The organism is Pseudomonas sp. NPDC089996, from assembly GCF_044748405.1.
Lineage (GTDB): Bacteria > Pseudomonadota > Gammaproteobacteria > Pseudomonadales > Pseudomonadaceae > Aquipseudomonas.
Map to the genome: position 1 here is coordinate 452,080 of NZ_JBIVGA010000002.1, position 26,645 is coordinate 478,724.

General features: G+C 64.6%; 23 protein-coding genes. 13 read left to right on the forward strand and 10 right to left on the reverse strand.

All coding sequences use genetic code 11. The features are described from left to right. The first annotated feature begins 136 nt into the window (after nt 1-136). A complete protein-coding gene (locus ACIPW4_RS04945; RefSeq protein WP_400655350.1) occupies nt 137-1,144 on the forward strand; it encodes a FecR family protein in 1,008 nt (335 codons plus the stop codon). 4 nt (nt 1,145-1,148) lie between these two features. Here ACIPW4_RS04945 and ACIPW4_RS04950 read toward each other — a convergent pair whose 3' ends face one another. Next, the gene (locus tag ACIPW4_RS04950) at nt 1,149-2,468 is read right to left on the reverse strand and encodes a Na+/H+ antiporter family protein (RefSeq protein ID WP_400655353.1); all 1,320 of its coding nucleotides are present in this window, start codon (nt 2,466-2,468) and stop codon (nt 1,149-1,151) included. A 268-nt stretch (nt 2,469-2,736) separates the two neighbouring features. Here ACIPW4_RS04950 and ACIPW4_RS04955 point away from each other — a divergent pair, with 268 nt between their 5' ends. Then, nucleotides 2,737-4,881 (forward strand): methyl-accepting chemotaxis protein, encoded by a 2,145-nt coding sequence (locus tag ACIPW4_RS04955; RefSeq protein WP_400655356.1) that lies wholly within the window; start codon nt 2,737-2,739, stop codon nt 4,879-4,881. A gap of 11 nt (nt 4,882-4,892) precedes the next feature. Here ACIPW4_RS04955 and ACIPW4_RS04960 read toward each other — a convergent pair whose 3' ends face one another. Next, nucleotides 4,893-6,830: a S8 family serine peptidase gene (locus ACIPW4_RS04960; protein ID WP_400655359.1), complete on the reverse strand. Its 1,938-nt coding sequence runs from the start codon at nt 6,828-6,830 to the stop codon at nt 4,893-4,895. A 154-nt stretch (nt 6,831-6,984) separates the two neighbouring features. Here ACIPW4_RS04960 and ACIPW4_RS04965 point away from each other — a divergent pair, with 154 nt between their 5' ends. Continuing rightward, entirely contained in the window at nt 6,985-7,986 is a 1,002-nt protein-coding gene (locus ACIPW4_RS04965) for an ABC transporter substrate-binding protein (RefSeq protein ID WP_400655362.1), read from the forward strand. Next, nucleotides 7,983-8,831, forward strand: a complete 849-nt coding sequence (locus tag ACIPW4_RS04970; RefSeq protein ID WP_400655365.1) for an ABC transporter permease — start codon at nt 7,983-7,985, stop codon at nt 8,829-8,831. Before ACIPW4_RS04965 ends, ACIPW4_RS04970 begins: the two co-directional genes overlap by 4 nt. A 24-nt stretch (nt 8,832-8,855) precedes the next feature. Here the strand turns inward: ACIPW4_RS04970 and ACIPW4_RS04975 are convergent, their stop codons facing one another. Both ACIPW4_RS04975 and ACIPW4_RS04980 read right to left on the reverse strand, forming a co-directional pair. Then, nucleotides 8,856-10,343 (reverse strand): aldehyde dehydrogenase family protein, encoded by a 1,488-nt coding sequence (locus tag ACIPW4_RS04975; protein ID WP_400655367.1) that lies wholly within the window; start codon nt 10,341-10,343, stop codon nt 8,856-8,858. A 320-nt stretch (nt 10,344-10,663) separates the two neighbouring features. Further along, nucleotides 10,664-11,077: a hypothetical protein gene (locus ACIPW4_RS04980; RefSeq protein WP_400655370.1), complete on the reverse strand. Its 414-nt coding sequence runs from the start codon at nt 11,075-11,077 to the stop codon at nt 10,664-10,666. A gap of 38 nt (nt 11,078-11,115) precedes the next feature. On the opposite strand from ACIPW4_RS04980, the gene msuE reads away from it, so the two are divergent. The 3 genes from msuE to sfnR are packed head-to-tail and all read left to right on the forward strand — an operon-like array spanning nt 11,116 to nt 13,980. Then, nucleotides 11,116-11,676 (forward strand): FMN reductase, encoded by a 561-nt coding sequence (gene msuE, locus ACIPW4_RS04985; RefSeq protein ID WP_400655372.1) that lies wholly within the window; start codon nt 11,116-11,118, stop codon nt 11,674-11,676. A gap of 9 nt (nt 11,677-11,685) precedes the next feature. Next, on the forward strand, nt 11,686-12,870 hold the full coding sequence (locus ACIPW4_RS04990; RefSeq protein ID WP_400655375.1) for an acyl-CoA dehydrogenase family protein: 1,185 nt from the start codon (nt 11,686-11,688) through the stop codon (nt 12,868-12,870). Nucleotides 12,871-12,879: 9 nt separating this feature from the next. Beyond that, entirely contained in the window at nt 12,880-13,980 is a 1,101-nt protein-coding gene (gene sfnR / locus ACIPW4_RS04995) for a sigma54-dependent transcriptional activator SfnR (RefSeq protein WP_400655378.1), read from the forward strand. Nucleotides 13,981-14,033: 53 nt separating this feature from the next. On the opposite strand, the gene ACIPW4_RS05000 is transcribed toward sfnR, so the two are convergent. Then, complete coding sequence (locus ACIPW4_RS05000; protein WP_400655381.1) at nt 14,034-14,657, reverse strand: glutathione S-transferase family protein; 624 nt, start codon at nt 14,655-14,657, stop codon at nt 14,034-14,036. A 126-nt stretch (nt 14,658-14,783) separates the two neighbouring features. Here ACIPW4_RS05000 and ACIPW4_RS05005 point away from each other — a divergent pair, with 126 nt between their 5' ends. Beyond that, nucleotides 14,784-15,314, forward strand: coding sequence for a GNAT family N-acetyltransferase (locus ACIPW4_RS05005; RefSeq protein ID WP_400655383.1), 531 nt, complete (start codon nt 14,784-14,786; stop codon nt 15,312-15,314). Nucleotides 15,315-15,357: 43 nt separating this feature from the next. On the opposite strand, the gene ACIPW4_RS05010 is transcribed toward ACIPW4_RS05005, so the two are convergent. From ACIPW4_RS05010 to ACIPW4_RS05020, 3 genes are read right to left on the reverse strand one after another with little or no spacing between them, the layout of a single operon-like run. Further along, nucleotides 15,358-16,755 (reverse strand): aspartate ammonia-lyase, encoded by a 1,398-nt coding sequence (locus tag ACIPW4_RS05010; RefSeq protein ID WP_400655386.1) that lies wholly within the window; start codon nt 16,753-16,755, stop codon nt 15,358-15,360. Next, a complete protein-coding gene (locus ACIPW4_RS05015) occupies nt 16,742-17,731 on the reverse strand; it encodes a LysR family transcriptional regulator (RefSeq protein WP_400655388.1) in 990 nt (329 codons plus the stop codon). Before ACIPW4_RS05015 ends, ACIPW4_RS05010 begins: the two co-directional genes overlap by 14 nt. 16 nt (nt 17,732-17,747) lie before the next feature. Next, nucleotides 17,748-19,100, reverse strand: a complete 1,353-nt coding sequence (locus ACIPW4_RS05020) for an MFS transporter (RefSeq protein ID WP_400655391.1) — start codon at nt 19,098-19,100, stop codon at nt 17,748-17,750. 271 nt (nt 19,101-19,371) lie between these two features. Between ACIPW4_RS05020 and ACIPW4_RS05025 the strand changes: the two genes are divergently transcribed. Further along, nucleotides 19,372-20,691 (forward strand): NAD(P)/FAD-dependent oxidoreductase, encoded by a 1,320-nt coding sequence (locus tag ACIPW4_RS05025; protein WP_400655393.1) that lies wholly within the window; start codon nt 19,372-19,374, stop codon nt 20,689-20,691. 12 nt (nt 20,692-20,703) lie between these two features. Continuing rightward, nucleotides 20,704-21,486, forward strand: coding sequence for an NAD(P)-binding domain-containing protein (locus ACIPW4_RS05030; RefSeq protein ID WP_400655395.1), 783 nt, complete (start codon nt 20,704-20,706; stop codon nt 21,484-21,486). A 108-nt stretch (nt 21,487-21,594) separates the two neighbouring features. On the opposite strand, the gene ACIPW4_RS05035 is transcribed toward ACIPW4_RS05030, so the two are convergent. Further along, nucleotides 21,595-23,073 carry an FAD-dependent oxidoreductase gene (locus tag ACIPW4_RS05035; RefSeq protein WP_400655397.1) on the reverse strand — a complete coding sequence of 493 codons (1,479 nt, stop codon included), beginning with the start codon at nt 23,071-23,073 and terminating at the stop codon, nt 21,595-21,597. 230 nt (nt 23,074-23,303) lie between these two features. Here ACIPW4_RS05035 and ACIPW4_RS05040 point away from each other — a divergent pair, with 230 nt between their 5' ends. The 3 genes from ACIPW4_RS05040 to ACIPW4_RS05050 are packed head-to-tail and all read left to right on the forward strand — an operon-like array spanning nt 23,304 to nt 25,396. Further along, nucleotides 23,304-24,683: an MFS transporter gene (locus ACIPW4_RS05040; protein ID WP_400655400.1), complete on the forward strand. Its 1,380-nt coding sequence runs from the start codon at nt 23,304-23,306 to the stop codon at nt 24,681-24,683. Nucleotides 24,684-24,694: 11 nt separating this feature from the next. Then, nucleotides 24,695-25,045: a cupin domain-containing protein gene (locus ACIPW4_RS05045; protein WP_400655402.1), complete on the forward strand. Its 351-nt coding sequence runs from the start codon at nt 24,695-24,697 to the stop codon at nt 25,043-25,045. A gap of 12 nt (nt 25,046-25,057) precedes the next feature. Next, entirely contained in the window at nt 25,058-25,396 is a 339-nt protein-coding gene (locus ACIPW4_RS05050; RefSeq protein WP_400655405.1) for a RidA family protein, read from the forward strand. A gap of 165 nt (nt 25,397-25,561) precedes the next feature. On the opposite strand, the gene ACIPW4_RS05055 is transcribed toward ACIPW4_RS05050, so the two are convergent. Beyond that, the gene (locus ACIPW4_RS05055; RefSeq protein WP_400655407.1) at nt 25,562-26,620 is read right to left on the reverse strand and encodes a GlxA family transcriptional regulator; all 1,059 of its coding nucleotides are present in this window, start codon (nt 26,618-26,620) and stop codon (nt 25,562-25,564) included. Between the last annotated feature and the right edge of the window lie 25 nt (nt 26,621-26,645).

The window sequence follows — 26,645 nt, forward strand, 5'->3', positions numbered from 1 at the left end:
CCCGCGAGGTATTCTCAAACGCGCAAATTCCCTTGCGAAAGCGACAAAAAACCCACATAACTGATAGTCATTCGCCATTACCTCGGTTCTCGGGACCCCCTTTGCAGGGGTAGAATGCGCAAAACCCGGAGCCACGATGAATCAAGACCGCCTCACGCCCAGCCCAGACGATGCCATCACCGACGCCGCCGCGCATTGGTGCATGCGCCTGCACGCCGACGATTGCACGCTGGTCGAACGTGACGCGTTCGCCCGCTGGCTGGCGGCCGACCCGCGTCATGCCGAGGAATACCAGGCGATGCTGGAAATCTGGCAAACGGCCGACCAGTTGCCCCGCACCGCCACGATCATCGACTTCAACCCACCTGCACGGCATGCGCCACGGGCACGTAACTGGCGGCCTCTGGCCTCGGCAGCGGCACTGGCCCTGCTGGCCCTGCCGCTGGCCGGCTGGGTGGGTTGGGAGCAAGGCTGGCTGCCCAACCACTACCAGCATTTCGAAGCCGGTAACGACATGCAGACCGTGCAGTTGAGCGACGGCAGCACGGTCGAGCTCAACCTCCACACCGAACTGACCTACTTCAACTACAAGGACCAGCGTCAGGTCACGCTCAAGCGTGGTGAAGCCTTCTTCAAGGTGCAGCACGACAGCAGCCACCCGTTCATCGTCCGCGCTGGCCGCGGCCAGACCCGCGTCACCGGTACCCAGTTCAACGTCTGGAAGTACCAGGATCAGGTCAAGGTCACCTTGGTGCAGGGCTCGGTGCTGGTCAGCAGTGATGGCAACGCGGGCGGCTACCGCCTTGGCCCTGGCATGCAGGCCAGCTACCACACCGGCGACTTCGAGCCGCAACTGGCCGAAAACGACGACTACGACAACAGCCTGGCCTGGCGCAACGGCAAGCTGGTGCTCGACAACCTGAGCCTGGAACAGGCCCTGCCGGTGATCAACCGCTACCTCGACGCCCCGCTGCTGCTGGCAGACCCCGGCACCGGGCGCATGCGCATCAGCGGCATCTACAACACCCGCGAGGTCGGGCAGCTGGTGGACAAGCTGCCCAAGGTGCTGCCGATCTACCTGACCCGCAGCAAGGACGGCAGCACCGTCCTCAACAGCATCTCCCCGCCACCCGACAAGGGCTGACGCCTTACAGCGTCATCGCCGCCAGCCAGCCGAACGCCAGCAGCGGCAGGTTGTAGTGGAGGAAGGTGGGAACCACGGTGTCCCAGATGTGGTGGTGCTGGCCATCCACATTCAGCCCCGAGGTCGGGCCGAGGGTCGAGTCCGAAGCCGGCGAGCCGGCATCGCCCAGGGCACCTGCGGTACCGACAATGCACACGGTGGCCAGTGGGTCGAAGCCCAGTTGCACGCACAGCGGCACGAAGATCGCCGCCAGGATCGGCACCGTCGAGAACGACGAACCGATGCCCATGGTCACCAGCAACCCCACCAACAGCATCAGCAAGGCGCCCACGCCCTTGCTGTGGTCGATCCATTGTGCAGAGGCCTCGACCAGGCTCTGGACCTCGCCAGTGGCCTTCAGCACATCGGCAAAGCCCGAGGCGGCAATCATGATGAAGCCGATCATGGCCATCATCTTCATGCCTTCGGTGAACAGGTCGTCGGTGTCCTTCCAGCGCACGATGCCCGACAGCGAGAAGATCAGGAAACCGACCATGGCGCCGATGATCATCGAATCCAGCCACAACTGCACGATGAACGCCGCAGCGATCGCCAGCCCCGCCACCAGCAGGGTCAGCGGGTTGTACCGGACGCTGACCTGCTCGACCTGCTCGATGCGCGCCAGGTCGTAGTCGCGCTTCTTGCGGTAGCTGATGAACACCGCCAGCAGCAGGCCGGCGAACATGCCGGCGGCCGGAATGGCCATGGCATGGGTGACGTTGACCCCACTCACATCGACCCCGGCCCGAGCGACATTGGCCAGCAGGATCTCGTTGAGGAAAATGTTGCCAAAGCCCACCGGCAGGAACATGTACGGCGTGATCAGGCCGAAGGTGATCACGCAGGCAATCAGCCGGCGGTCGATGCGCAGGCGCGTCAGCACGTACAGCAGTGGCGGTACCAGCAGTGGAATGAAGGCGATGTGGATGGGCAGGATGTTCTGCGACGACACCGCCACCACCAGCATCAGGCCGATCAGCAGCCATTTGACCTTGCCGCCATTGGCATGGCCCTGGCGGTCGATCATGGCCAGGGCACGGTCGGCCAGGGCATGGGCCAGGCCCGATTTGGCGATGGCCACGGCAAAGGCGCCGAGCAACGCGTAGGACATGGCCACCGTGGCGCCGCCACCGAGGCCACCATTGAAGGCCTTGAGCGTGCCTTCGATCCCCAAGCCGCCGACTAGGCCGCCGGCCAGTGCACCGATGATCAGGGCGATGACCACGTGCACGCGGGACAGGCTGAGTATCAGCATGATGCCGACTGCGGCGATCACTGCATTCATGGTTTGAGTTTCCTCTAGCGACAGACAAAAAGCGCGCACTCTGACGGAGTGCGCGCTAGATGTCAAAAGCGCCATATTACGGCGCATTTCGCAGTCATATTAAATTGAATGTTTGAATAAAGAAAAAAGCGCCAGGGTCGATATAGGTGGGAGGCCGAGAGATCGAGCGCCGCGCGGGCGGCGCTCGATCTCTCAGGCGACAGAAGCGTCACAGCGAACACCCCCCAGCCCCTCAAAAACCCTTACTGCATAAAAAGGGACTCACCCCATGCCTTTGCGACAACTCTCCATCCAGTGGAAGATCACCCTGCTCGCTGGTCTCTGCCTCGCTGGCATCGTCACCCTGCTCGTCGGCCTTTCGCTGTATCGCATGGACCACAGCTCGGACCTGGTGAAGGCCAGCAGCATGCAGATGCTCACCGAAGCCGCGCAAGCGCGTATCGAGTCGCAAGGCGAAGTCCAGGCCCTCAACATCCGCCGCCAGTTCATGGACGCCTACCAGTACGGCGCGGGCTTCTCGCGCCAGGTGCTGTTCCTGCGTGAACAGGCGGAGAAACGCTTCCTCGACGCCTTCGACCTGCGTGAAGACCTGACCCGCCAGGTGCGCACCGCCCTGCAGGCCAACCCTGACCTGCTTGGCCTGTCGCTGGTGTTCGAACCCAATGCGCTGGACAACAAGGACAGCCTGTTCGCTGACAAACCCGAGCTGGGCAGCAACGAAACCGGGCGCTTCTCGCTGTACTGGTCACAGCCGCGTGCCGGCCAGCTGACTGCCATGGCCCTGCCCGAGCACGACCTGGCCAATACCGAGATCGGCCCCAGCGGCCAGCCGGCCAACACCTGGTGGACCTGCCCGCGCAGCACCGGCAAGGTCTGCGTGGTGGAGCCGTACTTCTATGACATCGACGGCCAGCGCGTGCTGATGACCAGCATCGTCTTCCCGCTGGCGGTCAACGGCAAGATCATCGCCACCCTGTCCATCGACATCAACCTCAACAGCCTGCAGGCCCTGAGCCAGGACGCCAGCCGCAGCCTCTACGAAGGCCGCACCACGGTCGGCATCCTCAGCCCGGTCGGCCTGCTGGCCGGTTACAGCGCCGATGCCAGCAAGCTGGCCCAACGCTTCGCCCAGGTCGACCCGCGCCAGGGCGCCGAGTTGGTGCGCAAGCTGGCTGAGGGCAAGCTCAGCATCCTTCACGACCAGGCCCGCCTGAAGGTACTGGCAGCCTTTGAACCGATCCCCGGCGCCCAGCCCTGGGGCGTGCTGCTGGATGTTCCGGAAAATGCCCTGACCGGCCCCGCCGAAGCGCTCAAGCAAGAGCTGGATACCCTGAACACCAGCGGCACCCTGCTGGAACTGGGCCTGGGCCTGGCTGCAGCTATTGCCGGCTTGCTGCTGGTCTGGCTGATGGCCCGTGGCGTCACCAAGCCGATCCTCGGCGTGGCCGCGATGCTCAAGGACATCGCCAGCGGCGAAGGTGACCTGACCCGCCGCCTGACTTACGACAAGCGCGACGAACTCGGCGAACTGGCCGGCTGGTTCAACCGCTTTCTCGACAAACTGCAACCAACCATCGCCGAGGTGAAGCGCTCGGTGCATGCCGCCCGCGGCACCGCCGACCAGTCTTCGGCGATTGCCAGCGAAACCAGCGCCGGCATGGAGCAGCAGTACCGCCAGGTCGACCAGGTCGCCACTGCCTCCCACGAGATGAGCGCGACTGCCCAGGACGTTGCCCGCAGCGCCGCACAGGCCGCGCAAGCCGCCCGCGAGGCCGACCAGGCCACCCGCGAAGGCCTGGCGGTGATCGACCGCACCACCACCAGCATCGATGCCCTGGCTGCCAACATGAGCGAGGCCATGGCCGAAGTCGAAGGCCTGGCGCAGAACAGCGAGAAAATCGGTTCGGTACTGGAGGTGATCCGCTCGATCGCCGAGCAGACCAACCTGCTGGCACTCAACGCGGCCATCGAGGCCGCCCGTGCCGGTGAGGCAGGCCGCGGCTTCGCGGTGGTCGCCGACGAAGTGCGTAACCTGGCACAGCGCACCCAGGAGTCGGTGGAAGAGACCCGCCAGGTGATCGAAGCCCTGCAGGCCGGTACTCGCGACGTGGTGGGCAGCATGGACCACAGCCATCGCCAGGCCCAGGGTGGTGTCGAGCAGGTGGGCCAGGCGGTGAGCGCGCTGCAGCGCATCGGCCAGGCGGTAAGTGTGATCACCGACATGAACCTGCAGATCGCCTCGGCCGCCGAAGAGCAAAGTGCGGTGGCCGAAGAGATCAACAGCAACGTCGCGACCATCCGCGATGTCACCGAATCGCTGTCCGGCCAGGCCAACGAGTCAGCGCGGGTCAGCCAGTCGTTGAACAGCCTGGCCAACCAGCAACAGGCGTTGATGGATCAGTTCCGGGTCTGATGCGTGCGCGGCTACAACTCATCCTTGGTGCTGTGGAAGCGGCCACCACCGAGGATACGGTCAAGCAGCACCAGTGCACCCTGCACGTCAGGCCTGGCCCCCATGGGCAGAACACTGCTGTACGGCAGGGTCGCGTCCTGGAAGCCGCTGGCCATGACCAACAGGTGCATCTGCTCACTGTCGAGGTAGAGGTGGTGCTGCTGCAAGGCATAGGACTGGATCAGGCAAAGCGCGCCCGCGACCATCGGCGTCGCTGATGAAGTACCGGCATAGTTGTCGGTGTAATCCCTGTCATTGCCTTTTTTGTCCTGCAATGGGCCGTAGCCCAAGGTGACCACACTGTCTCCCCAGGCATTGAGCATCGCGTGACGATAGTGGTGGTTGGAATATTGGTGCGGCTTGCCATCCCAGGAATGGCAGGCACCTACCACGATCACGCCCGCATCGCCGTGGTCATTGAACAACTTCCACTGCGAAAGATCGACACCATAGCTGGCTTGCGTACCTAGGCCGGTATCCGATTGGCTGCTGCCATTGGCCGCAGCGTTGACCACTACCGCGCCACGCTGTGTCAGTTTACGGCAAACATCCCACCAGTCCTTATCGTGCAAAGACGGCAACATGGTGTGCAGCGCGTTGATACTGGCAGTTTGCCGGTTGATCCCGACGATATCCCCTGGCGCCACGCTGCGCAGCAATCGCTTTAGCGTGCTGGATTGGCCTGATTTCGTGTATGCCCGGTTGTCGTAAAGGTAGAGTTGGCAATCGTGGCTGATGCCCGTCACGCCCAGGCCATTGCGCGCGGCCACCATGACGCCCAGTGACGCCGTGCCGTGATCAGGGTCGTCGTTGGGGGTAGCGCTGACGATCTGCACGTTGGGATTGCCAGCGAGGTCTTCATGGTTGGCGAACAATCCACCGTCGGAAAAATGGATCCGCGCGCCGTAGCCTGTCACCTGCTTGTCCCAGGCCTTGCGGATGTTCAGCCCCTTGCTGGAACTCTGCGGCGCATCCAGATACTGCTGCTGAAGTTCGAAGTCTGGTGTCGGCCTGGCCTCTTCGTTGGCACGGTTGCCCGCTGCCACGACAGTGCCGGTGAGCAACGTCGCCAGCACTGCCGCCGCCCCCAGAATCACATTGCCGCCGTCCGCCTCCGGCGCCAGGAACCGCAAGTTCTCAAGATAATCCAACGCCGTCAGGGTCTTCAGCAGCTCGACGAAGATGTCGTTGCTCATCGACAGGGGCTGGCTGATGGTGCAGTACTCACGCAGCACTTCGAGTGCTTCGATGTCACGCTCGTCAGCTTCCAGGCAAGGCGTGGGGCCGATCAGCGGTTTCAGGCCCGGCCAGGTGCGCGCCAGCCTTGAACCCGAGGCCGTTTCGAGTTGCTCAAGGAAGGTGTCGAGCCCCCCCGGGCGAAACTTGATCATCACTGGCGGGTAACGCCTGCCTTCTTCGCGATAGGGAAAGGTCGGTTGCGCTGCGCCCCATGGGTCGTCCACGCCGCTGCCTGACGTATCGGCCAAGGCGCGCTTGCGTCTGGAACCGCTGCCATCGAGCGGTACGTTATCGAGTATTCCACGGCTCATCTCTCGTTCTTCGATCTCGATAACCAACGGCTCCAGGTCGAAAACGCCAGCCGCGCCCGTAGGGCGATTCATGGCGATCGCCTCGCTGTCCATCAGCACCACCCTGGGCCTGATGCGGTAGGTGCCGGCCACGCGCTCAGCCGTCAGTGTGGCCTGGCAACCATGTTCTTCAAGCTTGCCGCTGGCGGTCTGGGAATAGGTCGATACACCTTCGAATTCAACCACCTGCCCCGACTCCACGCGTTCGAGCTCGTAACGAATCCGGTTGACCTTGGGCAAGTCGGGGCCCAGGCACCGCACATGGAACAATCCGTCGAAACGGAAATTGCGGTAATAGATGAAATCCAGTTGCAAGCTCATGGTCAGCCTCTCGAAATTGATGTGTTGCCATTTGGAGCCGGCAATTGTTCCGGCCGCAGCCGACCATCAGAATTGCGAAGCGCTTCCTGGGGGGCGGACAGGATCGCTCGTCTACACTTGCCGCAACCCACCGAGCGGTTACCGACGAGGCCCCATGAAGAAGATTCCAACGCTGCTGGCCAGCCTGCTGCTCGCCATCGGCCTGGCCAGCACCTACAGCGCCGCATCAGCCGAGCAAAACAAGCCCATCCATTTCGCTGCCCTCACCTGGGAAAGCGGCGCACTGACCACCGAAATCCTGCGCCGGATCGTCGAACAGGGTTATGGCTACCCCACCGACACCCTCCCTGGCAGCACCGTGAGCCTGGAAGTGGCATTGGCGCGCAATGACTTGCAGGTCATTGCCGAAGAATGGGCCGGGCGCAGCCCCGCCTGGGTCAACGCCGAAAAGGCAGGTGAGGTGTTCGCCCTGGGTGACACGGTGAAGAACGCCGAAGAAGGCTGGTGGGTGCCCGCCTACGTGGTCAAGGGCGACAAAGCCCCCGCACCCGACCTGCGCAGTGTCGAAGACCTCAAGCGCTACGCGTCGGTGTTCAAGGACCCTGAAGAGCCGGCCAAAGGGCGCTTCCTCAACAGCCCCAGCGGCTGGACCTCGGAGATCGTCAACAGCCAGAAGCTCAAGGCCTACGGCCTGGAAGGCCTGTACAACAATTTCCGCACGGGCTCGGGCGCTGCACTGGATGCCGAAGTGGACTCGGCCATCCGCCGCAAGAAACCCGTGCTGTTCTACTACTGGAGCCCCACGGCGCTGATCGGTCGCTACGACCTCGTGCGCTTGCAGGAGCCACCCTACGATGCGGCCGCCTGGGCCACCTTGACCGATGCGAAAAATCCCGACCCGAAGGGCAGTCAATCGTTGCCGGCCAAACTTTCGATTGGCGTATCCAAGGCATTTCGCGACCATTATCCGGAGCTGGTCGCCGTGTTCGAAAAGGTCGACCTGCCCATCGACAGGCTGAACAAGGCCTTGGCCGAGATGAACGAAAAGCGCCAGCCACCGGCCGATGCCGCCAAGGCGTTCCTGCGCGCCAACCCGGATGTGTGGAAGGCCTGGCTACCCGCTGACGCGGCCGTCAAGGTCGAGGCCAGCCTGTGAGTGCTGGTTTCCCCGAAGCCTTGCAACTGTCCTTCGCCGACGCGATCAACCGCCTGGTCGACTGGCTGGTACTGCACTATGGCGACCACCTGCGCAGCGTCTCCGATCAACTCCTGCAACTGCTGGTAGGGCTGGAAAACGCCTTGCGCCTGATGCCCTGGTGGCTGCTGCTGTTGCTGGTCGGCCTGCTCGCCTGGCACGCCAGCCGCAGCCTGCTGCGCGCCGTGGTGCTGGTGGCGCTGCTGGCGTTCATCGGCATGCTTGGGCTGTGGGACAAACTGTTGCAGACCTTGGCGCTGGTGCTGGTCAGCACCGGCCTGTGCGTGCTGATTGGCGTGCCATTGGGCATTCTGCTGGCTACCCGCCCGCTGGCCCGGCGCCTGCTGATGCCGGTGCTGGACGTGATGCAGACGTTGCCGGCCTTCGTCTACCTGATCCCGGTGCTGATGCTGTTCGGCCTGGGCAAGGTGCCGGCGGTGTTCGCCACCTTGATCTATGCCCTGCCGCCGCTGGTGCGGTTGACCGAGCTGGGCCTGAGCCAGATCGACCCGTCGCTGCTGCAAGCCGCCCATGGCCTGGGTGCCGGCCGCTGGCAGCGGCTGCGGCGCATCGCCCTGCCACTGGCACTGCCGAGCATCATGGCCGGGCTCAACCAGTCGGTGATGATGGCGTTGTCGATGGTGGTGGTAGCGTCGATGATCGGTGCCCGCGGGCTGGGGGAGGATGTGCTGGCGGGTATCCAGACACTCAACGTCGGCCAAGGCGTCGAAGCGGGCTTGGCCATCGTCGCACTGGCAATGGTGATCGACCGGATCAGCCAGGCGTATGGGCGCACCGGCCGCTAGTGCGCCCCCGATGCCAGGTTGGGTTCAGTACCTGATCATCACCGACTTCAACTCGGTGTAATCCTCGATGAAGGCGCTGCCGAACTCGCGCCCTACCCCCGAAGCCTTGGTCCCGCCAAACGGCACCGCCGGGTCGAGGAAGGTGTGCATGTTGACCCACACCGTCCCGGCCTCGATCTGCGGGATCAGCCGCAGCGCCTTGGACAGGTCGTTGGTCCACAGGCTGGCGGTCAGGCCGTAGGGGCTATCGTTCATCAACTCGACCAGCTCTGCCTCGTTATCGAACGGCAGCACGCAGACGATCGGCCCGAAGGTTTCCTCATGCAGCAACGGGTCGCTGGCACCGTTGGCCAGTACCACCGTTGGCTCGACGAAATAACCCGGACGGTCGACTGCCCTGGCACCGCACACCACCGTGTTGTTGGCCCGAGCCCGCTCGAAGAAGCCGAGAATCTTCTGCAGGTGCGCGGCATTGGCCAGTGGCCCGAACTGCGCCTCAGGGTCCAGTGCCGAGCCGATCTTCATCTGCCCCAGCGCCGCGCCCAGCTTGCGGGTGAACTCCTCGACCTTGCTGCGGTGCACGTACAGCCGCTCGGGCGATGCGCAGACCTGCCCCTGATGCACATAGGCCGTTTGCACGATACCGGCCACCGCGCCATCGACATCGACATCGGCCAGCAGCGCCGCCGCGTTCTTGCCGCCCAGCTCCAGAGTGGCACGGGTCAGGTTGGCCGCCATGGCCGCCTTGCCCACGGCAATACCCGTCGGCACGGAGCCGGTAAAGGCCACCTTGGCCACGTCCGGGTGCTCGATCAGCCGCTGCCCGGCCTGCCCGCGGCCGTTCAACACGTTGAGCGCGCCCGCTGGCACACCGGCTTCGATCGCCAGTTCAGCGATGCGCAGCAGCGTCAGCGGGGTGAACTCGCTGGGCTTGATGACGATGGTGCAGCCGGTGACCAGCGCCGAGGCGATCTTCCAGATGCCGATCATCACCGAGAAGTTCCACGGCACGATCCCGGCCACCACACCCACCGGTTCGCGCAGGGTGAATGCGGTGTAGCGTTCGCCGGCGAACGAGGGTATCGACGGCGTCATGGTCTGCCCGGTGATCTTGCTGGCCCAACCGGCGAAGTAACGCAGGAACACCACGCTCTGGGCGATCTCAAGGCCCCGGGTAAGGTTGATCGACTTGCCCGAGCACAGGGTTTCCAGCTGCGCCAGTTCTTCGGCATTGGCCTCGATAAGGTCGGCCAGACGGTTCAGCACCACGCCTTTGTGATACGGCGAAGCTTCGGCCCAGGCGCCCTTGAAGGCTTGCCGCGCGCTGCGCACCGCGCGTTCGACCTCGGCATCGCTGGCTTCGCTGACCCGAGCGATGACCGTGCCGCTGGAGGGGTCATGGATGGCGATCGACGGGCCCGCCTCGCCTGCCAGGTACTGACCCTCGATGAAATGGCCATGGGGCCTGGCGAGGAACTCGACCACGGCAGGTAACAGCTGGATATCGCTCATGACATGACTCCTGGAGGGCAGTGCGAAAAGGTGTGCCGGGGGATCTTCAATCGCCCGCCCACCTGGCTGCCAGCCCCGTACGGCGATTTGTCAGGGAGACTCAAGAGAATGTCACGGTGGGTAAATCGCTGGGTGCCTGGCTTGAGGGAGTGTCATGGCTGACAGGTGCCTGCCTTGAGGTGTTCAGCGCCTATGAGATCGAGCGCCGCCCGCGCGGCGCATCGCGACCAAGGTCGCTCCTACATCTGTTTCGGGCCAATTATTCCTGTGCCGCCAACAGGATCCGCATTGGTGCATGACGGGAGACAGGTGGAGCGGCATCAGCGCGCACCGAGATGCATCGCCATGCCAACAAGGCGGTCCCTGTTGGCTCCACAGGAGAGACTGGCCCCAAACAGATGTAGGAGCGACCTTGGTCGCGATGCGCCGCGCGGGCGGCGCTCGATCTCATAGGCGCTGCACGCCTCAAGGCGACCACCTCTTTGCCCTGATGCCATTGCCGGGCTTACACCAAAAAACAATAAAGATCTATGAATATAAATTCTTATTCTTTTTTGTATGACACCTTTTTCGCTATAACTCTCCCAACTGTACAGCCGCCAACACCCGGCCAACTGTCCGCAGCGCAACACCTGATCAACAACCAACGCCCACAAGGCAACACCGGAAGCGCCAAAAAATTCGCAACCCGTTGATCCACAACGAATAAACAACTCGGCACGACGATTGCTCAAGCAAAGTTCCCCGCTCACCAAGAACCGGAGACCTGCCCATGAGCACCCCACTGAACGTCGTCGCCCTGTCTGGCGGAACCTCTCGCCCATCACGCACCTTGGCCCTGACCGAGGCCATCCTCGTTGAACTGGGCCAGCACCTGCACATCAAGCCGCACCTGATCGAACTGGGCGACATCGCCCGACCACTGGGCGCCGCGCTGTGGCGCAGTGAACTGCCCGACACCGTGGAGCAACAGCTGCGCCTGGTGGAAAAAGCCGATCTGCTGGTGGTTACCACGCCCGTATACCGAGGCAGCTTCCCCGGCCACTTCAAGCACCTGTTCGACCTCATCGGCCAGGACGCGCTGGTCGACACCCCGGTGCTGCTCGCCGCTACCGGTGGCAGCGAACGCCACGCGCTGGTGCTCGACCACCAGTTGCGCCCGCTGTTCAGCTTCCTGCAGGCCCTGACCCTGCCCATCGGCGTGTATGCCAGCCAGGCCGAGCTTGCCGACTACCGCATCTCCAGTGATGCCCTTGGCGCACGCATTCGCCTGGCCGCCGAGCGCGCCGTGCCGCTGTTCGGCGCCCATCACGCACTGCGTGAAAGCGCCTGAGGAACGGCCATGAACGCACCTTCGAATGCGGCCCGACCGGCACTGGCAGTAGCACGCGAACTGGCCACACAGTTCGCCCAGACCGCCGTGGAGCGCGACGAGCGCGGCGGCACGCCCAAGGCCGAACGCGATGCCCTGCGCGGCAGCGGCCTGTTGTCGCTGGTGATTCCACAGGCCTTCGGTGGCCAGGGTGCGAACTGGCATGACACCTTCGAGGTAGTCCGCGAGTTCGCCCGGGTCGACAGTTCGCTCGCCCACGTGTTCGGCTTCCACCACCTGATGCTGGCCACCGTGCGCCTGTTCTCGCGCCCCGAGCAGTGGCAACCGTGGTTCGAGCAGACCGCACGCAAGCACTGGTTCTGGGGCAACGCCCTCAACCCGCTGGACACCCGCACCGTGGTCAGGCAACTCGACGGCTGGTGCGAGTTCTCCGGCAAGAAGAGCTTCTGCTCCGGCGCCAGCGACTCGGAAATGCTGATCGCCTCGGCGGTGGACGAGCGCGCCGGCGGCAAGCTGCTGATTGCCGCGATCCCCAGCGGGCGAACCGGCATCACCCTGCACAACGACTGGAACAACATTGGCCAGCGCCAGACCGACAGCGGTAGCGCCACTTTCGAACGGGTGCGCGTCGAACACGACGAACTGCTGCTCGACCCTGGCCCGTTGAGCACGCCGTTCGCCGCCCTGCGCCCGCTGATCGCCCAGTTGCACTTCGCCAACCTGTTCCTCGGCATCGCCGAAGGGGCCTACGAGGAAGCGCGCCAGTACAGCCTCAATGAAAGCCGGCCGTGGTTCCGCTCAGCTGCCAACCGCAGTGCCGAAGACCCTTACATGCTGCGCCACTACGGCGAGTTCTGGGTCGCCCTCGAGAGCGTGCGACTGCTGATCGCACGCGCCGCCCACCAGCTCGACAGCGCCTGGGCCAAGGAACATGCGCTGGGCGCCGAGGAACGCGGCGACCTGGCGCTGGCCATCGGCACCGCCAAGGTCGCGGCCACGCGCCACGGCCTGGACATCTGCAACCGCCTGTTCGAGGTCACCGGCGCCCGCGCCACCCATGCCTCGCTGCGCTTCGACCGCCACTGGCGCAACCTGAGGACACAAACCCTGCACGACCCGGTGGATTACCGGGTCCACGAGCTCGGCGAGTGGGCCCTCGGCGGCAAGCGCCCTGCCCCATCCTTCTATTCCTGAGTATCGCCCATGCAACTGCTGACCCTCCCCCCGTCACCGACACTGGCTACCTCGATCAGGGCAACCGCACAGGTCTTCGAAGACCCCAGGTCGCAGGCGCTGCTCGCCCACCTGCAACAGGTCGCCCCCAGCGAGGCCAGCGTCCTGATCATTGGCGAAACCGGCACGGGCAAGGAGCTGGTCGCGCGCCACATCCACAACCTCAGCGGCCGGCGCAACGGCCCGTTCATCGCGGTGAACTGCGGCGCATTCGCCGAATCGCTGGTCGAGGCCGAGCTGTTCGGCCATGAAAAGGGCGCTTTCACCGGCGCCCTGGCGGCCAAGGCTGGCTGGTTCGAAGAGGCCAATGGCGGCACGCTGTTCCTCGACGAAATCGGTGACCTGCCGTTGCCAATTCAGGTCAAGCTGCTGCGCGTGCTGCAAGAGCGCGAAGTGGTGCGTCTGGGCTCGCGCAAGAGTATCCCGATCAATGTACGGGTGCTGGCGGCGACCAATGTGCAGCTGGAGAAGGCCATCAACGCCGGTCATTTCCGTGAAGACCTGTACTACCGGCTGAACGTGGTCACCCTGCAGCTGCACCCACTGCGCGACCGGCCGGGGGACATCCTGCCGCTGGCCCGGCACTTCATCCGCAGCTACAGCGAGCGCCTGGGCTACGGGCCGGTAGAACTGAGCCCCAAGGCACAGACCAAACTGGTCGAGTACAGCTGGCCGGGCAATATTCGTGAACTGGAGAACGTCATCCACCACAGCCTGCTGACCTGCGGCGACGGGCTGGTGCAGGCCCAGGACCTGCGCTTGTCCAACCTGCGCCTGGAGCGACAGGAGGAAGAACCCGCAAGCCGCGGCGTGGAGGACCTGCTGCAGCAGGCGTTCAGCCGGTTGTACGAGGAGCAGCCTGAAGACCTGTACGAGAAGGTCGAGAATGCCCTGCTGCGTTCGGCGTATCACTTCTGCCATTACAACCAGGTGCATACCGCGCAGTTGCTGGGGTTGTCGCGTAATGTGACGCGCACGCGGCTGATTGCGATCGGCGAACTGGTGGTGAACAAGCGCCGGGCGCAGGCGCCGCAGGTGCTGGACAAGCGCGTGGTGCGGTTGTCCATCTGAGTTTCATGTGCCGGCCTCTTCGCGGGTAAACCCGCGAAGAGGCCGGTTCAGGCTTACGCAGTCCGGGGCATCAGTTCATAGGGATGCTTCCACCCCGGCTCCGCCTGAATCCGCTGCTTCCACGCCTCGACATGGCTGAACTGGGTCAGCACGATCCCGGTATCCTCTGGCATGAACACATACCCCGCCAACGACAGGTCAGCGATGGTCAGCCGCCCGCCAACCATGAACGGCGTCTTCGCCAGGTGCGCATCGACAATCCGGTACGCCGCCGTGGCCCGTTCACGCAGGAAGCCGGTCACCTCGGTCTCACCGGTCTTCTTCAGGCACAGCAGAAAACGCAGCGCGGCGTAGTAGCTGGTGAACTTGTGATTGTCGAAAAGCATCCAGCGCCAGATCTCGCGCTTCTCGTCGTCGTCACGCGGGCCGAACTGGCCGGTGCGCTCGGCCAGGTATTCGAGAATCAGCGCCGACTGGGTGAACCGCTGCCCGGCGTGCTCCAGCACCGGCACTTCGCCCTGCTCGTTGACCTCGTCGCGCCATTGCGGGTCGCGGGTCTGGCCATTGAAGAAGTCGACGAACACCGGTTGCCAGTCCTGGCCGGTGAGTTCGAGCATCAGCGCAGCCTTGTAGGCGTTGCCGGATTCGGCGAAGCAATGCAGTTGGTAGTCGGGCATGGGCGGACCTTCACTTTCCTTTGAATGATCGGTTGGGCCATTCGCGGGCAGCACCGCGAACAGGTCAACACAAATAGCACAAAAGTATGCTTAGATGCGCCGATCAACTCGCCAGGAAGGCCCGTAATGCCCTACCCCACGCTGCCCCGTACCTTGTCCACCCCACGCACGTTGCTGGTCCGCCCTGCCCCGGCCTTCGCCCTGCAACTGCAACAGGCGCTGATCGACAGCTACCCCTTGCACCAGCCTTTCCTGGCCTGGGCAAAGCCAGACTGGACCTTGAACGAAGTACGCGACAGCCTGCAGGCGAGCGCCGAGGAGTTCCTCGACCCAGCCAAGGAAAAGCGCTATTTCGTGCTTGCCGCAGACAGCGGCGAAGTGATCGGCTGCATCGGCCTGCGCCCCGGCGAAAACGAGTATGAAGTGGGCTACTGGGCCAACCGCGCCAGCAGCGGCCAAGGCCTGATGCGTGAAGCGTTGACCTGCCTGCTGGACGCTGTCGATGCCCCGGTATGGCTGACCACCGACATCGACAACCTCGCCAGCCAGCGCCTGGCCGAGCGTGCAGGGTTCGTGTTGGCTGGCAGCAAACTGACCGAGCTCGATCCCAGTACTCCGCGGCCGCTCTATCGCCGCGCGCCAGCCGGAAACGTTTGAGTCCTGTACCGGCCTCTTCGCGGGGCAAGCCAGCGCTGATCGGTCAGTCAAACACCGGGTAGGATGCCTTCTCGATCGCCGCCATCGCATCGGCCTCGCTCATCACTCCAGACTCGGCCATGATCGCCAGCAGCGAGCGCCCTTCATTCACCGACTGGCGCGCCAGCTTGCTGACCTTGGCATAGCCCAGGCGTGGCACCAGCGCCGTGGCAACGGCCATCGACCCGGTCAGATGCGCCAGATTGCGCGCTTCATCGGCCTGAATACCGTCGACGCACTTCTCGCGCAGTCGCTGGATCCCCTGGGTCAGCAGGGTAATGCTGTCGAACACCCGCGATGCCACCACCGGCTCGAAGTGGTTGATCTCCAGCTCACCATACTGCACCGCCTGGGCCACCGCCGTGTCGTTGCCGATCACCGCGAAGCTGAGCTGGATCATCGCCATCGGCAGCACCGGGTTGACCTTGCCTGGCATGATCGACGAACCGGCCTGGGCTTCCGGCAACTTCAGTTCACCCATCCCGCCCACCGGGCCTGAGGACAGTTTGATCAGGTCGGCGGCGATCTTCGCCAGCGACGCCGAGCAGGTGCGCAGCTCGCCGGATACCCGGGCGAACACGTCCATGTTCTGCATGGCGTCGAACGGGTTGGCCGGGGCCAGATAGTCGACACCACTGATCACCGCCAAGTGCTGATACACCTTGGCCCGGTAGCCCGCCGGGGCACCAAACCCGGTGCCGATGGCGGTGCCGCCCAAGGGCAGCGTGCGCAGCTTGTCGCGCACCGCAACCAGTTCCTCCGCCAGGCGCCAGGTCAGCGAGGCATATCCGGAGAACAGCTGGCCCAGGCGCATCGGCTGGGCATCCTGTAGGCAGGTGCGCCCCAGATGCAGGATGTCGGCGAATTGCCTGGCCTTGCCCTCGAACGCCTGGGCCAGTTGCCGAACCTGCTCGATCAGGCCACCGAGCATGCTGTAGGTGGCAATCTTCAGTGCCGCCGGGTACACATCGTTGGTCGACTGGGAAATGTTGACGTGATCGTTGGGGTGGACCACCTCGTAGCTGCCTGCGGCATGGCCCATCAGCTGCTGGGCGCGGTTGGCGATGACTTCGTTGAAGTTCATGTTGGTCGAGGTGCCGCCGGAGCCTTCCAGCAAGTCGACGATCAGCGAGTCATCACACTCGCCGGCAATCACTGACTGGCAGGCCAAGGCGATGGCTGCGGCCTGGGCCCCGGCAATCACGCCGCAGTCCTGGTTGGCCAGCGCCGCGGCCCATTTGCACAGGGCGAAGGCATCGCGGAACGCCGGGTAGTGCGCCACGCTCAGCGGTGCGATGCTCAGGTTTTCAAAGCCACGCACGCTGTTCACACCGTACAACTTGCCGGCCGGAATGCGCACTTCACCTACGTAATCCTGCTCGACACGTTCAAAAGTACTCACGGGTATCTCCCTCATCGAAATTCACTAAAGCCTCGACGCCCTTGCCCAGCGCCTTGAGCCGTGGCAGGAAGGAATCGAGGATGACGGCACGCGCCGCTTCGCAGGCATCGGCGAAGAAGGCACCGTATTCATTGCGCCTGGCCACCAGGTACAGCGAGCGTTCCAGGCTCAGCTCGGGGGCCAGGTGGGCGGTAACGTTGTCCACCCAAGGCATGGCCTGGAGGAAACACATCGGGCTGGTCACCGCCCAGCCGATGCCCTCCGCGACCATCGCCGTCAGGGCGTCGGCGTTGTCCAATTCGAGGCGGTTGGGCACGCGCACGCTGAGACTGCGCAGGTGGCGTTCGATCTGCAGGCCCACCTGCGAGGTGCGGTTGAAGCGCACCACCGGCAGCACGTTGGCCAGGGCGCGGATGTCGTCCAGGCTGTCCAGCCGCTGGCCCAAGGCTTTTGGCGTAATGACGAAGTACCGCTCCGAGAACAGCCGGTAGCGGACCACGTCGTTGGCGTCCATCAGCGGGTCGCTGGTGACAATCAGGTCGAGGTCGCGGCGCAGCAGCGACTCGCCCTGCTGCGGGCTCAGCCCTGTGCGCACCGACAGCTGGGACACCTGGCCGAGCAACTGCCGGGTGAGCATCGAGCCGCAGGTGGCGGCAAACGAGTCCACCAGGCCCAGGCGCAGGTCAGGCTTGACCCCGCGCCCGGCGTCCAGCACCTGAGCCTTGAGGTTGGCCAGTTCCTCGCTGAGCAACGCACCACGGTTGCGCAGCGCCAAGCCGAACGGCGTCAGGGTCAGCGGCCGCGTGGTGCGGTCGACCAGCACCACGCCCAGCTCGTCCTCGAGCTGGCGCACCATCTGCGACACGCCCGACTGGGAAATACCCATGCGGCTGGCCGCACCCGACATGCTGCCGGTTTCGGCAACGGCGATGAACACCTGCACCGCGTGCATGTCGATCGGTCGGTTGCTGGGCATGGTCATTCTCCGTTGATCAATGAGCGTTGGCCGGGCGCTCGTCAGCGCTGGCCGTCGAGGCGTCGTCGGGGCTGACCGCGGTGAGCTGTTCCTGGCTGGTTTCCGGGGCAAACAGGTGGCAGAACACGCCGCCGAACACCAGCACACCAACACACACGCCTAGCGCGGTATGCACGCCCAGGTGCTGTACCGCGAGCGGCAGCAGGAAGGTGGCGAAGGCCGAACCGAAGCGGCTGGCGGCCACGGCGAGGCCGATACCCGAGGCGCGCAGGTGAGTGGGGAACAGCTCGCCCGGATAGACGAACTCCAGGTTCACCGCCGCCGCCAGCACGCAGGCGAAGAAGCCGAAGGCGAGGATCGTGCCCAGTGCGCCGAAGCTGCCCCAGGCCAGCACCGCCAGGCCCACCGCGCTGAGGTAGAAGGTGCCGACCAGGAAGGCGCGGCGGGAAATACGGTCGATGATCAGCAACCCCAGCAGCGCGCCGAACATCAGCAGCACGTTGTACACCAGGCCACCGACAAACTTGTCCTGGACGTTCAGGGCTTCCAGCACCCGTGGCGAGAAGGTGCCCAGGGCGAAGAACGGGATCACCTGGCAGGTGTAGAACACGCAGCCGACCAGCGTGTTCCGGCGCCAGCGCTTACTCATCAGCTCGCCGAGGCTGCCGCGCTTCTGGACCATGGCCGGTGATGCCGGCAGTGTCACGTGCGGGCCGAACTTGCTGCGCACGATGGCCTGCGCTTCAGCCGTGCGCCCCCGTGCGATCAGCCAGATCGGCGATTCCGGCACGCCCATGCGCAGGGGCAGGATCAGCAGCGCTGGCAAGCCGCTGAGGGCGAGCATCAGACGCCAGGCATCAGGGCCGACATCCCTGATCGCGAAGCCGACCAGGTAAGCCGCCACATAGCCCGCCGCCCAGGCCGCTGCCAGCACGCTGAGCAGGCGGCCACGGTAACGGCGCGGGGCGAACTCGGTGACCAGTGACTTGCTCACCACGTAGTCGAAGCCCAGCACCAGGCCCAGCAACAGGCGCAGGGCCAGCAGCTGTTCAGCTGAGGTGACGAAGAACTGTGACGCCGAGATCACCGCGAACAACAGCATGTCCCAGGCAAAGATGGTGCGCCGCCCGTAGCGGTCGGCCAAAGGTCCGGCAAGCAGGCTGCCGAGGAACAGGCCAGCCAATGACGCGGCGCCGAGCAAACCCATCCATAGCGCATTCAATTGCAACGGCCCCGCCGCCATGCTGACCGCGATGCCGATGATCCCTAGCACGAATCCGTCACTGAATTGACCGCCGGTGCCACTGAAAACCGTCCGGATATGGAAGCGGCTCAGGGGGAGGTCTTCGAACGAAACTGGACTACTCATTCGTGTCTCCACTTGCTTCTTGTAGTAATTGTGGGCCGGCTCGGGTGGCCGGTTACGAACAAGTCTACGACTGCATAATCAGTAAAACAGCAGGTGCCGTCGTAGTATCAGGATTGTTGATACAAGCTGCCGCGAACACTGATGCAGGCCCCATCCATCGGGGTTTGCAAGGGGCGAGCGCAGCCCGAACATCCCACCACCCGTCCCTCCCGTTATATGCCCGCCGCAAACCCCGATGCGATAGTGGAGAAAACAACACGGATAAAATCCCATGTACAGAAACACCTCTACCCCCGCGGACGACAACGGTTGCGGCTGGTTCCACCTCAGCCCCAAGCGCCAGCCACGCGCCGCACACCGGGGGCGGAGCGAAGCGCGCTGGGTAGTGCTCGGCGCGGGCTTCACCGGCCTTGCCGCCGCCCGGCAACTGGCGCTTCACCACCCTGACGACGAGATCATCCTGGTCGAGGCCCAAGAGGTTGGCTTTGGCGCCTCGGGGCGCAACTCCGGCTTTGCCATCGACCTGCCGCACGACATCGGCGCGCCCGACTACATCGGCGACCTGGCCACGGCGCGGATGAACCTCAAGCTCAACCTGCGCGCCCAGTCGATCTTGCGCGGGCTGATCAATCAGCACGGCATCGACTGCCAGATCCGCCCGGACGGCAAGTACCAGGCGGCGGTCGAAGACAAGGGCCTGGCAGTGCTCGAAGCCTACCGCAGCGGCCTCGAAAAGCTCGGCCAACCCTATGAGATGATCGACACCCGCGACCTGCCCGCGCACTTCGGTACCGATTTCTACCGCAAGGCGCTGTACACCCCCGGTACTCAGTTGCTGCAGCCGGCTGCGCTGGCCAAGGGCCTGGCCGACAGCCTGCCCGCCAACGTCACGCTGTACGAAGGCACTACCATCACCCGTATCGAACAAGGCCGGCGCATCACCCTCATGCACGCCAACGGCGAGATCGTTGCCGACCAACTGCTGCTGACAAACAACGCCTTTGCCTCATATTTCGGCTTCCTGCCGGGCCGACTGCTGCCGATCTTCACCTACGCCAGCATGACCCGCGCCCTGACTGAAGATGAGCAAGCGCGCCTGGGCGGCAAGTCGACCTGGGGCATCATCCCCGCCGACCCGTTCGGCAGTACCCTGCGGCGCACCCCGGACCAGCGCCTGCTGGTGCGCAACAGTTTCAGTTTCAACGCCAATGGCCAGGCCCGGCAGCGCTACCTGGACCGGGCCGGGCGCCAGCACCGCGAGTCGTTCGAACGGCGCTTCCCGATGCTCTCGGGCATGCCGTTCGAGTTCACCTGGGGCGGTTCGATGTGCCTGTCGCGCAACCACCTGTCGCACTTCGGCACCCTGGCGCCGAACGTGCACGCGGCGCTTTGCTGCAACGGCCTGGGTATCACCCGCGGCACCGCCACTGGCACCCTGCTGGCCGACTGGCTGAGCGGCGAACGTGACGAGCTGATCGACTTCCTGCTCGGCTCCGAAGGCCCCAACCGCAACCCGCCGGAACCGCTGCTGAGCGTGGGGGTCAACCTGAACCTGCACTGGGGCCAGCGCCGCGCCGGCCTGGAAAGCTGATAAGGAGGCAACATGCATAGCCTGGGTATTCTCGGGGTTGGCGAACTGACCGAAAAAGTGGTGGTCGGCCTGCGCCGCAGTGGGTTCGAGGGCGCGCTGTACCTGTCGCCGCGTAACGCCCAGCGGGCCGAGGCGCTGGCTGCAGAGCAAGGGTGCGAGGTGCTGGCGAGCAACCAGGCGGTGGTCGATCAGGCTGACCTGGTGATCCTCGGCGTGCGCCCCGAATCGCTGGCACAGCTGGCCAGTGAAGTGCGCTTGCGCCCCGGCCAGCGCCTGGTATCGCTGGCGGCCGGGGTCAGCCTGGAACTGCTGGCCACGGCCTTCCCGGGTGCGCAGTGCGTGCGGGTGATGCTGTCGTATGCGGCGCAATACAACCAGTCCACCGTGGTGGTGTGCCCTGAGGATGCGCTGACCGAACAATGCCTGGGGCCCTTGGGCAACCTGGTGGTGGTGCAGGATGAGCCGGCGTTCGAGCTGGCCACGGTGGCGGCATGCATGAATGGCTGGTTCTATTTCCTGCTGCATGACTTGCAGCAATGGCTGACCGACAAGGGGCTGCCGGCTGCCGATGCGCGGGCGCTGGTGCTGGGCAACATGCAGGACTGTATTACCAGTGCGCAGCAGCAGCCGGAATACACCTTGAAGGCCTTGGGGCAGGCGATCGCCACGCCTGGGACCTTTACCGCCGATGGCCTGGCGGTGCTGATGCATCAGCCGGTGAGTGCCAGCTGGGGGGCCGCTTGCGAGGTGGTGCTGGATGCCTTGCTGACCCGCTCTGGGTTGCCTGGACGATAGGCTTTTTCAGTTCCGGCCCTATCGCGGCTAAAGCCGCTCCTACAAGGGTTATGCGATCCCTGTAGGAGCGGCTTCAGCCGCGAAGATGCCAGCAGCCCTGATGCAAATTCAAAGCTGGCGATACACCCGGGCAGTGTCCTCCTCAAAGTGCTTCAGCTCTGCCTGGCGCCGCGCCTCCGACCAGCCTATCGCCTCTGCCGCACGCTGTGACAACTGCTCCACCCGCTCACGCCCCAGGTCCGGGTCCAGCCCCCATGGCAAACGCCGACGCACCAGGTCCACCAACCGCACCACATGTTCTCGGCCAACGATGCGGGCGATGTCCTCGCCATCGATGCGCTCACGTTCGATCATGCCCTTGGGCGCCTTGCCGCGCTTGCCCAGCCGCGCTTCCACGCCACGGGCGATCACCCGCGCCGCATGGCGATGCAGCATGATGGTCGAGCCCGTCAGGGTCAGCAGGTCCGGTTTGCCGGCCGCCTCGCTCAGGCGCACCGGCAGGTAGCTGCTGCGGCCATCCAGGGTCGAGGTCGGGCGCACACCGCACCAACAGTGCTGTACATCGGCGCGGGTCAGTTGCAGGTCGGGGAACAATTGGTTAGCTTCGGCGAGGATGTAGTCGATCTCGCCATCCTCGACACGCACCGTGTCCGGGTCGTCGGTGAAGTGCGACTCGGTCGGGCCGATGAAGTGGAACTCGCGCCAAGGGAACACATAGTAAGGCTCGCCCTTGCTGGAGAACGCCTCCAGGCCCTGGCCGCGATAGGCTTCGGGCAGCCGCACCATGACGTTGACGCCCTTGATGCCCAGTACCCGGGGCGCACGATCGGCGGCGCCGGCCACACGATCGACCCAGGGGCCGGCGGCGTTGATCACCACCTTGGCCGTCACCTGCGCCTGGCCGAGGGCTTCGGGTGCCTGCTCGTCCAGGGTCAGCCGCCACTGGCCTGCGCTGCGCTGCAGCTGGCTGACGCGGGTATAGGTGCGCACCGTCGCGCCGCGCCACTGGGCATCCAGGGCTGTATCGACGCAGATGCGCTCGGGCCAGGCGTACATGTATTCCTCGAATACCCCCACGCCGCGCAGCGCCCCACCCAGGCCGGCGGCCATGGCACTGTCAGCGGCCGCGTGCTGCACCGATTGGCGGCGGTAGGCCAGCGGCACCTTCCAGCCACCGAGCGCCTCGACCAGACGAAAGCCCATGTCCACCAGCCACGGCGGGTAACGGTCACCCTTGCGGAACGGGTAGTGGAAACGGTGCTTGGTCAGGTGCTCCGGCATGTCCTTGACCAGCTCGGCGCGGCAGCGCATCACCTCGCGGGTGTAGCGCAGGCGCTGCCACATGTCGAGCGGGCGAAACGGGATTTGCCACAGCGGGTAGCGCGCAGCCAGGTAGCCCAGGCCCGAATAGAGCATGCGGCTGGAGCGCGACGAGGTACCGGCACCAATGTCGCCACGGTCGACCAGCAGGGTACGGAAGTTGCGCGCAGCCAGTTGCCGGGCGGCGGCGCAGCCGACGGCACCGGCGCCGATGACTACCACGTCGTAGCGGTCGCCGTCGAGGGATTCCAGGGGAGGACGGATCATGAGTTCGGTTCCAGGTTCTTGTGATTGTTCTGCAGCGAAAACCAAGCCACCTGCACACAGTAGAAAAGCCCTGACCTTCCCTCTAGAACATCCAGGACAACTTGCATAAGCCCTGGGCAAGCCCGGCCAGCGCATCCCATGACTCGTCCCAGCCGTTATATGGAGCCCTGCGAAGCCAGTGCCATAGTGCCGCGACGCTGATGCGTGAATAACAACAAGAGGTAAGTTGAATGACCACATCCAAACGCTCTGTCGAAGATGCTCCGCTGAATGCCTTCCACCGCAAACTGACCGTCTACTCCGCAGGCGGGCCGTTCCTCGATGGCTATGTGTTGAGCATCATCGGCGTGGCCATGCTGCAGATCACCAACGCCTTGCAGCTGTCGGCCTTCTGGGAAGGGCTGATCGCCGCCTCGGCGCTGATCGGCGTGTTCCTTGGCGGCTTTCTCGGCGGCTGGTTCACCGACAAGTACGGACGCAAGGTGCTGTACCTGGTGGATTTGATCGCCATCGTCGGTTTCTCGGTAGCGCAGTTCTGGGTCGAGTCGGCCTGGGCGCTGTTCGCCTGGCGCTTGCTGATCGGGATTGCAGTGGGTGCCGACTACCCGATCGCCACCTCGCTGCTGGCCGAGTTCCTGCCACGCAAGCAGCGTGGGCCACTGCTCGCCGCCATGGTGCTGATGTGGTTCGCCGGCGCCGCCGTGGCCTACGTGGTGGGTGAGTTGCTGCTGCGCATGGGCGGTGACGACGGTTGGCGCTGGGTACTGGCCAGCGCCCTGGTGCCAGGCGTGCTGTTCCTGATTGCCCGCAGCGGCACCCCGGAGTCGCCGCGCTGGTTGCTGAGCAAGGGCCGCACCGCCGAAGCCGACGCGGTGATCAAGAAGGTCTACGGCGCCGACTACTCGATTGCCGACCTGCCCGAGCAGAGCAGCGGCAAGCCGGTGTCGTTGTGGTCGCTGTTCCATTCCGGCTACGGCAAGCGCATGGCGTTCGTCACGTTGTTCTGGACCTGCGCCATCGTGCCGCTGTTCGCCATCTACGCCTTCGCGCCGAAGGTGCTGCAGGCGCTGAAACTGACCGGCGACTGGGCCGCTTACGGCTCGATCGCCATCACCTTCCTGTTCACCCTCGGCTGCCTGCTGGCAACCCTGCTGATCAACCGCCTGGGCCGGCGCAAGATGCTGATCCACAGCTTCCTCTGGTCGGGCCTGTCGCTGGTGCTGCTGGGTGTGTTCCCCGACGCTTCGCCAACCACCGTGCTGGTCCTGTTCGGCGCCTATGCAGTGCTGATCGGTGGTGCCCAGGTGCTGGAATACGTGTACCCCAACGAACTGTTCCCTACCGAGATCCGCGCCTCTGCTGTGGGCCTGGCGACCTCGCTGTCGCGTATCGGGGCTGCCGTAGGTACCTACCTGGTACCAATCTCCCTGGCCAGTTATGGCGTGGCCAACACCATGTTCGCCGCTGCGCTGATCTCGTTGTTCGGTGCGCTGATCTCCTGGTGGCTGGCCCCCGAGACCAGCAAGCTCGACCTGCAGCAAGCTGCTGCCCTGGGCGGGCAAGCCACAACGGCTTCGCCAACCTATAAATCTGTCGCTCGTAAAGCCTGAAGGAACCCGTCATGAGCCAAGTTCTAACCGTTGTCCGCAATGCCCCTGCCTCGCTGCTGGGCGAGCCGGCCCCTGCCCGCCTGCCGATCGGCGAACCGATCGCCCACGCCGCCAGCGCCCAGGACCAGACCGATGAAGCGGTCGGCGCCAGCATCGGCGTGTGGGAAAGCAGCCCGGGTGTGTTCCGCCGGTTCCTCAAGAACCGCGAGTTCAGCCATATCGTCAGTGGCAGCTGCACGTTCACCCCAGACGGTGGCGAACCGGTGGCGCTGCGGGCCGGCGATGCGGTGCTGTTCCCGGAAAACTGCGAGGGCGTGTGGCATATCCACGAAACCCTACGCAAGACGTACGTGCTGTTCTGAGGAGTCGGGCAGATGATCGAACGTATCAACCCTGGCCCGCGGGCCAGCCAGATGGTGCTGGTGGATGGCCGCATCGAGACCTCCGGCATCGTAGCGCTGGAAGCGGGTGACATCGCCGCGCAGACGCGCTGTGTGCTGGCACAGCTGGAGCAATGGCTGGGGCAGATCGGGGCTGGCAAGCAGCACCTGACGCGGGTGCAGATCTGGCTGGCCGACATGGGCGAGTTTGCGGCGATGAATGAAGTCTATGACGCCTGGGTGGGGAACCAGCCGCCGGTGCGGGCTTGTGTGGGGGCAGCTCTGGCGGCGCCTGAGTACCGTATCGAAATTCAGGCCTTCGGCCAGCTTTGAAATCGCAATCGCCCAGCTGACCGGCACATCTCCTGTAGGAGCGGCCTTGTGTCGCGAAAGGGGCGCGTAGCGCCCCCCAGATATCAGCTTCGCCGCCGATATCGCCGGGGCCGCTTTGCGGCCCTTTCGCGACGCAAGGCCGCTCCTACAAAGCTGTGCAAGCCGTCAAAGATCCGGGTCCAGGCCTACCTTGTCGCCATGCCAGTCGAAGCGCTCCACTTCATGCCGGCGCTTGCGGAAGCTGTACGGCGTCTCGCCATATTGCTTGCGGAACCACAAAATGAAGTGCGACGCATCGGAAAACCCGCAGGCCAAGGCGATGGTGGTGATGTTCTGGCTGGTGTTCACCAGCAGGCGCCGCGCATGGTCCAGGCGCAGCTTGCGCCAGTAGTTGGCCGGCGGCTCCTGGGTGTTGGCGACGAACTCGCGGTGCAACTGCCGTGGGTGGGTGCCCACCGCCTCGGCCACGGCCTTGAGCGTCATCGACGCATCCAGGTTGGCGCGCATGAAGGCGATTGCCCGCTGCACCCGGTCGTTCTGGTACACGCACTCGCTGGCGGCCTTGTCGCTCTCCTCCTCCGCGCGCTCGTCCACCAACAGGTACTCCAGGCCCTTCTGCGCCCGCACAGCGCCACAGTGGCGGCGGATCAGGTTGGCGGCCAGGTCGATGGCGGTGCCACCCGGGCAGGTGATGATGCCGCGGTCGTCGACGTAGCTCTTGTCGATGACCATGGTCGACAGCGGGAAGCGTTCGCGGAACTCGTCGCGCAGGGTGAAATGCACCGCGCAGCGGCGGCCATCGAGCAGGCCGGCCTTGCCCAGCACGAACGAGCCGGAACACAGGGCGATGATCGGGATGTTGGCGGCATGCACGTCGCGCAAGGCATCCAGCAGCCAGTCGGGCGGATTGCGCGTTTCGCCCAGCAGGCCGCCGGCGAGCACCACGTAATCGTACTGGGCGAACAGGTTCAGCGGTTTGGTCGGCGAGATCGGCATGCCACAACTGGCGGTGATCGGCTGATCGTCGAGGGTCATCCAGTCCCACTGGCAGTACACCTGCTGGCTGCGGAACGACTTGTCGGCGGCGAAGCGCAACGAATCCACCAAGCCGGCAACGGGCACCAGGGTGAACTGGTTGAGCAGCACGAAGCCCACACGCAGTTCGGGCTTGACCTGCGCCGGTGATTCAGGGGTTTGTAGTTGTTCTTGTAGTTGCGCAACCATGAATATCGGCCTCATGACCTTGCTG